The organism is Streptomyces sp. EDA2-14 (assembly GCF_054963755.1).
Genome location: NZ_JBUEGE010000015.1, coordinates 194,545 through 207,495 on the forward strand (window position 1 = coordinate 194,545; position 12,951 = coordinate 207,495).

The following is a 12,951-nucleotide window of genomic DNA, read 5'->3' on the forward strand; positions in this document are numbered from 1 at the left end:
CCCGGCGGGGCTCAGCCCTTCGCGTTCCGGGCGAGCCCAAGGGCGTACTCCGCCCACCAGGTCCCCGCGGCGGGCCCGCCCCGGCACGTGCCGTCCGACTCGCCGGGCCGCTTCACCCACAGCTTCGCGTCGATCAGGGCGTCGCCCGTGCGCGTGGTCGGGGCGGAGCCGAGCGCCCGGCCCGGCGGATTGCACCAGGCGTCGCCCCGGCCGTCGCCGTAGGGGCCCGCGCCGTTGCGGCTCGTGTCGGCCACGAAGTGCGCGCCGCCGAGCAGCCCGGAGAGCCGGCGACCGTACGCCGAGGTGTCCTTGTCCGTCCGGAAGTTGGACACGTTCAGGGCGAAGCCGTCCGCCTTTCCGATCCCGGCCCGCCGCAGCGGCTCCACCAGCTTGTTCGCGTCGGGGATCCAGGCCGGGTTCCCGGCGTCGACGTACACCTTCGTGTTCGGCTGCCGCTTCAGGCGGTCGACCGCGGACGACATCAGCGCGTACCGCTCGTCCTCGTACTTCGCCGGGCTGCACCCGCTGACGAGGTGTGCGATCGCGTCCGGTTCGAGGACGACGACGGCCTTCGCCTTCCCGATGCCGGTGGCGAACGCGTCGATCCACTGGTGGTAGAGGTCCGCGCTGTGCGCCCCGCCCGCCGAGTGCTGACCGCAGTCGCGGTTCGGAATGTTGTACGCGACGAGGACCAGCGTCTTGTCCGCCTTCTTCGCCTGCGCGGCGGCCTCCGCGACCGGGGGCCGGGGGTAGTCGCCCGGCGCCCACATCGCCTGCGGGCGCAGGGCGATCCGCTCGATCAGGGCGGCGTCGGAGCCGCGGCCCTCCTGCTTCCACCGGGCGGCCTGCCGCGCGGCCGCGGTGTCCGGGTCGACCCAGAACGGCGAGGAGTCGGTGACGGCGCCGGACGGGGCGGTCCGCCGCGCGGCCTCCGCGGCGGAGTCGTGGCCGCCTCCGCCGCTGCCCGCGCCGCCACCGCCGCCGCTCTCGGAACAGCCGACGGCGAAGGAGGACAGGAGGAGCGCGGCGGTGGCGAGCGCGAGGGTGCGGGTCGGCGTACCGGCCATGGTGCGGGTGGGTGGGACGGGCATCCTGCCCCCTGGTTCGGAGCGCGTACAGGGCATGCGAAGGAGTACAAAAGCGCAAATACCGGGCAATCGTTACACAGGGTTGTCGGTTCGACGCGCATTGAGCCGGTCGGGCGTCCGGCTGTGCGAGGCGGGCCCGTGGCCCAAAGGTCGAGACGGGGCTGACCGCCATATGACCGCCCGGTAAGGTCGGTCGCGTGCCGAAGCCCCTCTCTCTCGCCTTCGATCCGATCGCCCGCGCCGACGAACTCTGGAAGCAGCGATGGGGGTCCGTGCCGTCCATGGGCGCGATCACCTCGATCATGCGCGCGCACCAGATCCTGCTCGCCGAGGTCGACGCGGTCGTCAAGCCGTACGGGCTCACCTTCGCGCGCTACGAGGCCCTGGTCCTGCTCACCTTCTCCAAGGCGGGCGAGCTGCCCATGTCGAAGATCGGCGAGCGGCTCATGGTGCACCCCACGTCCGTGACGAACACGGTCGACCGGCTCGTGAAGTCCGGCCTCGTCGACAAGCGCCCGAACCCCAACGACGGGCGCGGCACGCTCGCCACGATCACCGAGAAGGGGCGCGAGGTCGTCGACGCGGCCACCCGCGACCTCATGGCGATGGACTTCGGGCTCGGGGTGTACGACGCGGAGGAGTGCGGCGAGATCTTCGCGATGCTGCGCCCTCTGCGGGTGGCGGCGAACGACTTCACGGACGAGTGATCACCGGAAAGTGCCGTCCACCCGGCCCGCCGGAAGATCCCGCAAAACGGGCGGTTACCCTCGACTCATGAAGAAGAGCGTGCTGACCCGGTACCGGATCATGGCCTACGTGACCGGTGTGCTCCTGGTCCTCCTGTGTCTCGGCATGATCGCCAAGTACGCACTCGGCATGGACGGGGCCGCGGATGTCACGCGCGTCGTCGCCATCGCGCACGGCTGGCTGTACGTCGTGTACCTGGTCTTCGCCTTCGACCTGGGTTCCAAGGCGAAGTGGCCGGTCGGCAAGCAGCTCTGGGTGCTGATCGCGGGCACGATCCCGACCGCCGCGTTCTTCGTGGAGCGCAAGATCTCCGCGGAGCTCGACGGCAAGGTCGCCGACGACGCGAAGCTCGCCAAGGCGTAACCGCAGCTCGGAAACGGTGCGCGCATCCCTCCGCGGACGCGCGCCTTTTCTGTGACCAGGAGTGTACGTCCGTACGCTCCTCGGTGTACGTTCGTCCGCATGCCCACGGACCACTTCGCCGACGACCCGCGCAGCAACCTGGAGCGGATGCTCGCCGGTGACCTCTACATCGCCGACGACCCGGAGATCGCCGCCCGCCAGCAGCGCGCCATGCGGCTCGCCGCCCGGTACGAGGAGGCATTCCTCGACAACCCCGAAAAGGCGGGCGAGGTGCTGGCCGAGCTGCTCGGCTCCGTCGGCGAGGGCGTCGAACTGCGACCGCCCCTGTACGTCGACTACGGCAGCAACATCACCATCGGCGCCCGCACCTTCGTCAACTACCGGCTGACCGCGCTCGACGTCGCCCGGATCACCATCGGCGAGGACTGCCAGATCGGCCCCGGCGTGCAGCTCCTCACCCCCACCCACCCGGTGGAGCCCGGCCCCCGCCGCGACAAGCTGGAGGCCGCGCTGCCCATCACCATCGGGGACAACGTGTGGCTCGGCGGCGGCGCCATCGTCTGCCCCGGCGTGAGCATCGGCGACAACAGCGTGATCGGCGCGGGCGCGGTCGTCACCAAGGACGTACCGGCGAACGTCGTCGCGGTCGGCAACCCCGCCCGCCCGGTCCGCGAGATCTGAGGAGCACGCCGTGGCCACCGGACAGACGGACCCGGGGCGGCGCGAGCGCATCCTCGCCGCGACCCTCGACCACATCGCCGACGAGGGCGTCGCGGGCGTCTCGCACCGCAAGATCGCCGCGCGGGCCGGGGTGCCGCTCGGCTCGATGACGTACCACTTCGCCGGGATCGACGATCTGCTGCGCGAGGCGTTCACGGGGTTCGCCGACCACATCGTGGCGGTCTTCGAGCGGCATCTGGCGGGCGTCGAGACCCCCGACGGGGCGCGGGAGGCCGTCACCGGACTGATCCACGCGCTCTCCGAGGGCCCCCGGCGCGATCTGGTGCTCACCCAGGAGCTCTACACACTCGCCGCCCGCCGCCCGGAGTACCGGGAGCTGACCCGGGCATGGATGGCACGCAGCAGGCAGCTCCTCGAACGCCACTTCGACCCGGTCACGACCCGGCAGCTGGACGCCCTCATCGAGGGCATGGCCCTGCACCGGGCCCTGGGCGAGGCCGGTCCCTATACCCGCGAACTGACCGGTGAGGCGGTGCGGCGCCTCACGATCATGTAGACCGCCTGTGGGGGCACGGACCTGACACCGTGTCCCCACAGGCACGTACGGCCCCGAGGAGCACCCGCATGACCGCCACCGCACCCCGCCGCCTTGAGGACCACCCGCTGGTGGACGCCGCCCGGCGCCTCGCCGCGGACGTCCTCGCGCCCGCCGCCGAGGCCCACGACCGCACCGGGGTCACTCCCGAGGCGATCGCCGCGGTCAGGGCCTCGGGTGTGCTCGGCGTGAACGCGCCCGTCGCGTACGGGGGTTCGGACGCGCCGGCCGCCGTCGCGCGAGAGGTCTCCGAGATCCTGGCGGGCGCCTGCTGCTCGACGTTCTTCGTGCAGGTCCAGCACCACACGCCGGTACGCACCCTTGCCACGGGAGCGGAGGCGGCCCGCGAGCGGTGGCTGCGCCCGCTGGCCGAGGGCGCCGCGCTCGCCGGCATCGCCTTCTCGCACCTGCGGGCCTTTCCGAAGCTGCCGGTGCGGGCGACGCCGCTGGCGGACGGCGGGGTGCGGTTCGACGGGCGGGTGCCCTGGTACACGGGCTGGGGCCTGAACGACGTGTTCCTGCTCGGCGGGGCGACCGAGGACGGCGAGGTCGTCTTCGCGGTCGCCCGACCGCGCGAACAGCCGGGCCTGACCCCCACCGACCCGCTCGAACTCGCCGCGCTCACCGGCACCCGCACCGTCGGCCTGGTCCTCGACGGGCTCACGGTGCCCGAGGAGGACATCGTCGTGCGACAGCCCTATGAGGAGTGGGCGCGCGCCGACCGGCCCAAGAACACCAACACCAACCCGGCCGTCTTCGGCGTCGCACGGGCCGCCCTCGACCTGCTCGACGCGTCCGGCGACGCCGAGGCGAAGGAGACGGCGGGCGTGCTGCGCGCACGCCTCGACGCCGCGCGCCGGGACGCGTACGCGCTGGTCGACGAGGTCCCGGCGGGGGAGCGGCTCGCGGACCGGCTCGCGGTGAAGACGCGCGCGTACGACCTGATGCGGGCGGCGACGACGGCGGCGATCGTGGCCGGCGGGGGCCGCGCCTTCGGCCTCTCCGCGCCCGCCCAGCGGCTCGCGCGCGAGGGCCTGTTCCTGGTGGTGCAGGGGCAGACGGCGGAGGTGCGCGCGGCGCATCTGGCGGCGCTGCGGGCCTGACCGGGCCCATGAACGGCCGGGTTCGCGGCGATCGGCCGCCGTGGCCCATCGACATTTAGTAGGACGTCCAAGTAAATTTGAAGCATGGACGCTGACGCGATCGAGGAAGGCCGCCGACGCTGGCAGGCCCGTTACGACAAGGCCCGCAAGCGCGACGCGGACTTCACCACGCTCTCCGGGGACCCGGTCGACCCCGTCTACGGGCCGCGGCCCGGTGACACGTACGAGGGCTTCGAGCGGATCGGCTGGCCGGGCGAGTACCCGTTCACGCGCGGCCTGTACCCGACCGGCTACCGGGGCAGGACCTGGACCATCCGCCAGTTCGCCGGGTTCGGCAACGCCGAGCAGACCAACGAGCGCTACAAGATGATCCTCCGCAACGGCGGCGGCGGGCTCTCGGTGGCCTTCGACATGCCCACGCTGATGGGGCGCGACTCCGACGACCCGCGCTCGCTCGGCGAGGTCGGGCACTGCGGTGTCGCGATCGACTCCGCGGCCGACATGGAGGTCCTGTTCAAGGACATCCCGCTGGGCGACGTCACGACATCGATGACGATCAGCGGCCCGGCGGTCCCCGTCTTCTGCATGTACCTGGTCGCGGCGGAGCGGCAAGGGGTCGACCCCGCCGTCCTCAACGGCACGCTCCAGACCGACATCTTCAAGGAGTACATCGCACAGAAGGAGTGGCTCTTCCAGCCCGAGCCGCATCTGCGCCTGATCGGCGACCTGATGGAGCACTGCGCGTCCGCCATCCCCGCGTACAAGCCGCTCTCGGTCTCCGGCTACCACATCCGCGAGGCGGGCTCGACGGCCGCGCAGGAGCTGGCGTACACGCTGGCCGACGGTTTCGGCTATGTGGAACTGGGCCTGAGCCGCGGCCTGGACGTGGACGTCTTCGCTCCCGGCCTCTCCTTCTTCTTCGACGCGCACGTGGACTTCTTCGAGGAGATCGCCAAGTTCCGCGCGGCGCGCAGGATCTGGGCCCGCTGGATGCGCGACGTGTACGGGGCGCGCAGCGAGAAGGCGCAGTGGCTGCGCTTCCACACGCAGACGGCGGGCGTCTCGCTGACGGCGCAGCAGCCGTACAACAACGTCGTACGGACGGCCGTGGAGGCGCTGGCGGCGGTCCTCGGCGGTACCAACTCGCTCCACACCAACGCCCTCGACGAGACCCTCGCCCTGCCCAGCGAACAGGCCGCCGAGATCGCGCTGCGCACGCAGCAGGTGCTGATGGAGGAGACCGGCGTCGGCAACGTCGCGGACCCGCTGGGCGGCTCTTGGTACATCGAGCAGCTCACCGACCGGATCGAGGCGGACGCCGAGAAGATCTTCGAGCAGATCAAGGAGCGGGGCCTGCGGGCGCACCCGGACGGGCAGCACCCGATCGGGCCGATCACGTCCGGGATCCTGCGCGGGATCGAGGACGGCTGGTTCACGGGCGAGATCGCCGAGTCGGCGTTCCGGTACCAACAGGCGCTGGAGAAGGGCGACAAGAAGGTCGTCGGCGTCAACGTGGCGGAGGGGTCCGTCACGGGCGACCTGGAGATCCTGCGGGTCAGCCACGAGGTCGAGCGGGACCAGGTGCGGGTGCTCGGCGACCGGAAGTCGGGCCGGGACGACGCGAAGGTGCGGGCCGCACTGGACGTGATGATCGACGCCGCGCGCTCGGGCTCGAACATGATCGCCCCGATGCTCGACGCGGTCCGCGCGGAGGCAACACTGGGCGAAATCTGCGGAGTGCTCCGCGACGAATGGGGCGTCTACACGGAACCCCCCGGTTTCTGATCGGGGCATTTCAAGCCCCTGCGGCGATTGAGCAGCGGGGTCCGGGGCGGAGCCCCGATCTTTCCAGCCCCGCCGGCGCTTGAGGCGCGGGGTCCGGGGCGGAGCCCCGAGGGCGCAACCACGGCGGCCTCGGGGGACGTTACAGGTGTCACCAAGTGATCTTGGGGTAGGCGCGGGCACGCCAAGTGCCCACGACGAACCAGGAGCCACCGTGCCGCTGCCCGCGCCCACCCGCACCACAACCACCGTCGGCATCGCCGCCCTCGCCCTCCTCGGCGGAATCGCCATCGGCGGCGCCGGCGCGGTGAGCGCGAGCCCGCCCGCCGAGCCGAAGGTGCAGAACAGCTTCGACTCGCTCGGCGCCGACGTCCGCGCGGCCAAGCTCTCCTCGGGCCGCACCGCCCACTACACCGACTCGGGCCCGGCCGACGGCACCCCCGTGCTCTACATCGGCGGCACCGGCACCAGCGCCCGCGCCGTCCACATGACCGACTTCATGCGCACCACCAGAGAGAACCTGGACCTCCGCATGATCACGGTCGAGCGCAACGGCTTCGGCGACACCGACTACGACCCCAAGCTCGGCAAGGCCGACTACGCCAAGGACGCCCTCGAGGTCCTCGACAAGCTGGGCGTGAAGAAGTTCAAGGTGATCGCGATATCCGGCGGCGGCCCGTACGCCGCCGAGATCGCCGCGAAGGCCCCGGAGCGGATCAGCGCCCTGCACCTCGCCGCCGCCCTCCCGCCGTACGGCCAGAAGTCCGACTCCTGCGCCCTGACGGACGACCAGATGGCCGCCGCCGTCAAGGACCAGATCAGGGACCCGCGCAAGTGGTGGGCCTTCCCCGACGACAGCCCGGTCAAGTCCATCCCCGGCTTCCAGGACACCGCGTACGAGGAGGGGGCACGGACGTACAACCAGCGCGGCCAGCAGGCCGATCCGGCGCCGCAGGTGCACGAGCAGCGGCTGTACTGCGAGCGTCCGGGCCCGGACCTGGCGAAGCTGAAGGCCCCGGTGTTCCTGTACCACGGCGACAAGGACACGACCGTGCCCGCGAGCACGCTCAAGGCCTGGCGCGACAACCTGCCCGACACGGCGCACGTGAAGACCCGTACGTACGCCGACACCGGGCACGACGTCCAGTACCGCCACTGGGACCAGATCCTGGTCGACCTCGCGGGCCGCGCCGACCGCACCGTGGTCTGCCACGACAAGCGCACGCGCGCGCTGCCGGCGGGCGAGGCGGACGCCCTGGTGTCCAAGAAGCGCGCCACGCTGGGCAGCTGCGCCTGGAACGACTAGGCAGCCCCCGCACACAGCACTACTGGTCGGCGGCGGCCGCCGCGAGCCCTCCCAGCAGGAGCGCCGTGAACCGCCGCACCCACTCCGCGTCGGCCGGCTCCGCGCTCACCAGCGTGCGGTGCACGACCGCCCCCGCCGCCACGTCGAAGATGAGATCCGCCGTGGCCGCGGCGGCGGCCGGGTCGGGGGCCGGCGGGAGTTCGCCGCGGCGCTCGGCCCGCGCCCGTCCCTCCAGGACGAGTCGTTTCTGCCGGTCGACGATCGACGTACGGATCCGGTCCCGCAGCGGCGCGTCGCGGGTGGACTCGGCGACCACGGCCATCAGCGCCGTCTTCGTCTCGGGCCGGTCCAGGATCGCCGCGAACTGCCGCACCACGCCCTCCACGTCGGCCGCGAGCGAGCCGCGGTCGGGCAGTTCGAGCTCGTCGAAGAGGACCGCGACCGCGTCCACGACGAGCTCGCTCTTGCCCGGCCAGCGGCGGTACAGCGTCGTCTTCGCGACACCCGCGCGGGTGGCCACGTCGCCGAGCGTCAGCTTCGACCAGCCGAGCTCCACGAGCGCCGCCCGCGTGGCCTCCAGAATCGCCTCGTCCGCCGCCGTGGAACGCGGACGCCCCGTCCGGACGTTGGAGGGGGCAGAAGGACGGGAGGAGGGAGACGGCGTGCGGCTCTGCATGGTCGTCGACCATACCGGCGAGTACGGCCGAAAGATCGCGTGAGCCAGATCACGGGGTGATCGCCGGGGTGCCGTTTCCGTGCTCCGGTCATGGCAGTTACGCTACGAGTCGTAGCGAAAGCTCGATCTCGTACGACCGACTCGGATCTGCACCTCCGGGCGGCCCGGACGAGCGGCAACCACTAGGTGCCGGGTGGGGACCCGGCACCGCAGCACATCAGGCCGAGTCCGCTCCGTGCCTCCAGATGCGTCTCGCATTCCGGCGGGAGGTCTGCGGGGCCGGACCCGGCCCACAACTGTCCGCGGAAGGGGGAGACTGTACGCATGCAGCCACGGAACATGTCCATGAGCGGAGTCGTCGACCTCGCCGCGGTGAAGGCGGCCCAGGAGGCCAAGGCGAAGGCGGAGCAGGCGCGCGCCGAGCAGGCCCGGCAGGGCGGCGGCGGTGCCGTACCGCCGTCGAGCCTCGTCATCGACGTCGGTGAGGCCGACTTCGAAAGCGCCGTACTGCAGCGCTCCACCGAGGTGCCGGTCGTCATCGACTTCTGGGCCGAGTGGTGCGAGCCCTGCAAGCAGCTCAGCCCGCTGCTCGAGCGGCTCGCCGCCGAGTACAGCGGCCGCTTCGTGCTCGCCAAGATCGACGTCGACGCCAACCAGATGCTGATGCAGCAGTTCGGGGTCCAGGGGATCCCGGCCGTCTTCGCGGTCGTCGCGGGACAGGCCCTGCCGCTCTTCCAGGGCGCCGCCCCCGAGTCCCAGATCCGGGGCACGCTCGACCAGTTGATCCAGGTCGCCGAGGAGCGCTTCGGGCTCACCGGCATCGCGGTCGACCCGGAAGCGGAGGGCGCGGCGCCGGTCGTGGAGGAGGCCCCAGCGGGCCCCTACGACGCCCTTCTGGAGGCGGCCGTGCAGGCGCTGGACGCCGGCGACCTCGACGGCGCCGTTCAGGCCTACAAGAACGTCCTGTCCGACGACCCCGGCAACAGCGAGGCCAAGCTCGGCCTCGGCCAGGCGCAGCTCCTCCAGCGCGTCCAGGGGCTCGACCCGCAGCAGGTCCGCAAGGACGCCGCCGAGAAGCCCGCCGATGTGCAGGCGCAGATCGCGGCGGCCGACCTGGATCTGGTCGGTGGCCACGTCGAGGACGCCTTCGGGCGGCTCGTCGAGACGGTGGGGCGCTCGGCCGGCGAGGACCGCGACGCGGCACGTGTCCGACTGCTCGAACTGTTCGAGGTTGTGGGCGCAGACGACCCGCGCGTGACGACGGCGCGTACGGCTCTGGCCCGGGTTCTCTTCTGAGCCGTCAGTGACCAGTTGTTAAACACTGCGGCTTGTGATGCCGGAGTGAAAATTTCGTTGTCGGGGGCGCACAGCGGCCGCGTTTTACCAAAACTTGGTAATCGCGGCCGCTGTTACTTGGAGTAAGTCGGACTCGATCTTCTGTCCGCTTTCGTCCCGTATTCAACCTGTATTGCAACTTGAGTGACGGCACCCTCAGTTGTTGTTCGGTGTCACTGCGTCGGTGTTCGGTTATCCGTCCGTTACCCGCGAGTAACGAACCCCCTTGTGTCCGCGCCGTTAATGCACCACGATCGGGCACGCTCGGTCCTCTCCCCACCGTCCGACAGCCATTCGAACGGCGGGGTTCTTGGGTCCCCACCGGGCGGTCGACGGCGAACCAGCGGGAGCGCCGGCGGTCCAAGGACAGGGGGGTCTCAGCCGTCCGGCTGGGCCTGTCCGGCAGGTTGCGCGTGATGGCTCAGGTGCGACCAGTGGTTGTCGCTCGGGGGTGATCGCCGGTGATCAAGGTGCGGACAGACCAAGCACTTCCGATGCGGGCGCTCTCCTTCCCGAGGACGTAGCACTTCTCCCATCCCTGCCCGGCTGAGCCGCCTTTCGGGGCAGTCAGGGCCGGAGATGTACGTCCGAGAAGGAGGAACAGTCATGAAGTCCGTGACTCGTGGCGGAACCAGATGGAAGCGGTTCGCCGTAGTCATGGTGCCGAGCGTCGCGGCGACTGCCGCGATAGGCGTGGCCCTGTCCCAGGGTGCGCTCGCGGCATCGTTCAGTGTGTCGGGTCAGTCGTTCAAGGTGACGGCGGACTCCCTCGACGGCAAGGGCTTTGTCCAGTACGGCGCCGTCGACTCCGGCAAGACGGGTACGCACCCGGTTGCCGTCGTCGGCATGAAGTCCGCGACGATCAACAACCTCTGCCAGTCGGTGGTTGTCCCCGTCCCGGTCTTCGGCGATGTCTCGATGAAGCTGTCGGCCGGTGCGGACAAGAGCGCCCCGGTCGAGGCCAAGACCCTCTACATCGACGCCGATGACCTGAAGGCCGATGCGACCTTCAACAACATCGACATCGGTGTGGCGGCGGGTGACGCCAAGAAGGGCCCCGGTATCCACCAGGGCGACAAGGCCGACCCCAACGCGTTCGCCCAGCAGGCCGACTCGGTGCACTTCGAGAACGTCCAGCAGCGTGCGTGGGCCACCACGGCCGGCACCTTCAAGCTCTCCGGCCTCAAGATGAAGGTCCAGAAGGGCAAGCACGAGTGCTACTAGGCCCACAGGGCCCGTGTACGGGCCGGGGTCTTGGCACTTGATGTGCTGAACGGCCGGGCGCGGGGGCACTCGCAGTGACAGGGTCCCCGTGCCCGTTTCCGGACAGCCACCATCACCACAGATCAACGCCTTTCCCGAGGAGCTGTACGACATGAGCGCCGAAGCGCACGCAGGGCTGGGCCCCAAGCTTGGTCAGATGCGCCAATCGTTCCGAGGGTGGCGCGGTCAGCGCCCGTTCTGGGGCGGCCTGCTGTCAATCCTCGGCGGCCTCCCGATCATGTACTTCCCGTACGCGAACCTCGCGATCGGCAACATGACGATCAAGATGGCGACCACGGCCGGGGCCGGTTCGCTCATCATCGGCATCTTGCTGGTCGTACTCGGCCTGACGATGTGGTTCCAGCCGCACTCCCGTGTGTTCGCGGGTGTCGCGGCCATTCTTCTCGCCCTGGTCTCCCTCGTGGTGTCGAACTTCGGCGGCTTCGTCATCGGTTTCCTGCTCTCCCTCGTCGGCGGTGGTCTGGGCATCGCCTGGGCGCCGGCGGAACAGCAGGACGACTCGGCCAAGAGGGGCGGTGACGACGTCAGGTCCACGGACCAGGCGCCGGTCGCGCCGCCCGTCGCGGGAGCCACCTATCAGGTCGCGGGCGTGAACGACGACGTGTCAGGGACGAGCCCGAACAACGGGACGAACGGGAGGCACCGTGCCGGCTGACGAGGTGCACCACGAGGGCTCCGAGGAGCCCCGTGCGAGAACCGGGCCGCGGCATGCGGCGCGGCGGCATGCGGCACCGAAGAAGCATCTGTTCACCAAGATGCACATGCCCGCGGGCAAGGCGGTGGCTCTCGCGGCCATGCCCACGGCAGTGCTGATGGGGCTCGGCCTGACGCCGACGCTCGCGTCGGCCAAGGACAACCCGACGAAGTTCTCGGTGGACGACTACAAGGCGTGCGCCGACGCCGTCGAGGCGAACCGGGACGGGTCCGACGCCGAGGCCAAGGACAAGGACAAGGCGGAGGAGTCGGCGAAGCCGACCCCGTCGCCCTCCGCGTCGGCCTCGAAGGACAGCTCCGAGGAGAAGCAGGAGAAGGCGACCCCGACTCCTACGCCCTCCGCGTCGGAGTCCACGAAGTCGGAGTCCACGAAGTCGGACGACGAGGCCTCGGACGAGGCGGCCACGCCTTCGCCCTCGGCCTCCGAGACCAAGAACCCGCTGGACCCGCTGGGCGTCGGCGACGCCCTGAAGAAGGCGTTCACGCCCGACGACAAGGAGTCCGAGAGCGCGACTCCCTCCCCGTCGGCGTCCACGTCCTCGAAGGACTCGGGCGGCCTCCTCGGGGGCACCACCGACAAGGTGGGGGACACGGTCAAGGACACGTCCGACTCGGTCAAGGACACGACCGACAAGGTCGGGGACTCGGTCAAGGACACCACCGACAAGGTCAAGGACACGACCGACAAGGTGGCGGACGCGGCCAAGGACGCGACCAAGAACGTGGGCGACCCGCAGGGCTCCGGCGATGTGCCGGAGAACTGCCCGGCGGCCACGGACGCGTCCGGCGCCGACGAGGACACCCCGGCCCAGCTGCCGAGCGACACCTGGAAGCTGGAGGCCAGCTCGCTCCTGCTCAAGGGAGCGGACTACAAGGGCCTGGTGGACGTGCGCATGGCCGACGGGTCGACCAAGCGCGTCATGAAGTACGTGATCTCCAAGGGCACGGACATCGGTGATCTGCACCAGATCGCGCCGGGCCCGAACGGGAAGTTCTTCCACATCCGCGCGGACAAGGGTTCCACGTCCACGATCCGCGGCGGGAAGACGACCATGTACACGGAGGAGCTCTCGGGCAATCTGCTCGGGCTCATCCCGCTGACGTTCAACGCCAAGAACCCGCCGCCGGTGAACCTGCCGACCCTGTTCTTCACGAACGTCAAGGTCACGCAGGCCTCGCAGTTCGGCGGGAACCTGCACGTGCCCGGTCTGCACACCACGATCGAGGACAGCTGACCTTTTATAGCTGACCTTTTTCGTAGAGGCAGCCTCAAGGCC

General features: G+C 70.5%; 13 protein-coding genes. 11 read left to right on the forward strand and 2 right to left on the reverse strand.

What is annotated here, in order from left to right; all coding sequences use genetic code 11:
- Nucleotides 1-11: 11 nt before the first annotated feature.
- A complete protein-coding gene (locus tag ACY34M_RS29940; protein ID WP_462721479.1) occupies nt 12-1,067 on the reverse strand; it encodes a glycoside hydrolase family 6 protein in 1,056 nt (351 codons plus the stop codon).
- A 218-nt stretch (nt 1,068-1,285) separates the two neighbouring features.
- Here ACY34M_RS29940 and ACY34M_RS29945 point away from each other — a divergent pair, with 218 nt between their 5' ends.
- The 7 genes from ACY34M_RS29945 to ACY34M_RS29975 all read left to right on the forward strand — a co-directional run bounded on the left by ACY34M_RS29945 (nt 1,286) and on the right by ACY34M_RS29975 (nt 7,665).
- Complete coding sequence (locus ACY34M_RS29945; protein ID WP_462721447.1) at nt 1,286-1,795, forward strand: MarR family winged helix-turn-helix transcriptional regulator; 510 nt, start codon at nt 1,286-1,288, stop codon at nt 1,793-1,795.
- A 67-nt stretch (nt 1,796-1,862) separates the two neighbouring features.
- Nucleotides 1,863-2,198 (forward strand): DUF3817 domain-containing protein, encoded by a 336-nt coding sequence (locus tag ACY34M_RS29950; RefSeq protein ID WP_462721448.1) that lies wholly within the window; start codon nt 1,863-1,865, stop codon nt 2,196-2,198.
- Nucleotides 2,199-2,297: 99 nt separating this feature from the next.
- Nucleotides 2,298-2,879 (forward strand): sugar O-acetyltransferase, encoded by a 582-nt coding sequence (locus ACY34M_RS29955; protein ID WP_462721449.1) that lies wholly within the window; start codon nt 2,298-2,300, stop codon nt 2,877-2,879.
- A 10-nt stretch (nt 2,880-2,889) separates the two neighbouring features.
- Nucleotides 2,890-3,435, forward strand: a complete 546-nt coding sequence (locus ACY34M_RS29960) for a TetR/AcrR family transcriptional regulator (RefSeq protein ID WP_462721450.1) — start codon at nt 2,890-2,892, stop codon at nt 3,433-3,435.
- Nucleotides 3,436-3,503: 68 nt separating this feature from the next.
- Nucleotides 3,504-4,577, forward strand: a complete 1,074-nt coding sequence (locus tag ACY34M_RS29965) for an acyl-CoA dehydrogenase family protein (RefSeq protein WP_462721451.1) — start codon at nt 3,504-3,506, stop codon at nt 4,575-4,577.
- A gap of 84 nt (nt 4,578-4,661) precedes the next feature.
- Nucleotides 4,662-6,362, forward strand: a complete 1,701-nt coding sequence (locus ACY34M_RS29970; protein ID WP_462721452.1) for an acyl-CoA mutase large subunit family protein — start codon at nt 4,662-4,664, stop codon at nt 6,360-6,362.
- A 211-nt stretch (nt 6,363-6,573) separates the two neighbouring features.
- Nucleotides 6,574-7,665, forward strand: coding sequence for an alpha/beta fold hydrolase (locus ACY34M_RS29975; RefSeq protein WP_462721453.1), 1,092 nt, complete (start codon nt 6,574-6,576; stop codon nt 7,663-7,665).
- A 19-nt stretch (nt 7,666-7,684) separates the two neighbouring features.
- Here ACY34M_RS29975 and ACY34M_RS29980 read toward each other — a convergent pair whose 3' ends face one another.
- Nucleotides 7,685-8,341, reverse strand: a complete 657-nt coding sequence (locus ACY34M_RS29980; protein ID WP_462721454.1) for a TetR/AcrR family transcriptional regulator — start codon at nt 8,339-8,341, stop codon at nt 7,685-7,687.
- A gap of 324 nt (nt 8,342-8,665) precedes the next feature.
- Here ACY34M_RS29980 and ACY34M_RS29985 point away from each other — a divergent pair, with 324 nt between their 5' ends.
- The 4 genes from ACY34M_RS29985 (at nt 8,666) to ACY34M_RS30000 (ending at nt 12,909) form a co-directional block, all read left to right on the forward strand.
- Nucleotides 8,666-9,637, forward strand: coding sequence for a tetratricopeptide repeat protein (locus ACY34M_RS29985; protein ID WP_462721455.1), 972 nt, complete (start codon nt 8,666-8,668; stop codon nt 9,635-9,637).
- Nucleotides 9,638-10,282: 645 nt separating this feature from the next.
- Complete coding sequence (locus ACY34M_RS29990; RefSeq protein WP_462721456.1) at nt 10,283-10,900, forward strand: DUF6230 family protein; 618 nt, start codon at nt 10,283-10,285, stop codon at nt 10,898-10,900.
- Nucleotides 10,901-11,051: 151 nt separating this feature from the next.
- Nucleotides 11,052-11,615 (forward strand): DUF6114 domain-containing protein, encoded by a 564-nt coding sequence (locus ACY34M_RS29995; RefSeq protein WP_462721457.1) that lies wholly within the window; start codon nt 11,052-11,054, stop codon nt 11,613-11,615.
- Nucleotides 11,605-12,909, forward strand: a complete 1,305-nt coding sequence (locus ACY34M_RS30000) for a hypothetical protein (RefSeq protein WP_462721458.1) — start codon at nt 11,605-11,607, stop codon at nt 12,907-12,909. Before ACY34M_RS29995 ends, ACY34M_RS30000 begins: the two co-directional genes overlap by 11 nt.
- Nucleotides 12,910-12,951 lie beyond the last annotated feature (42 nt).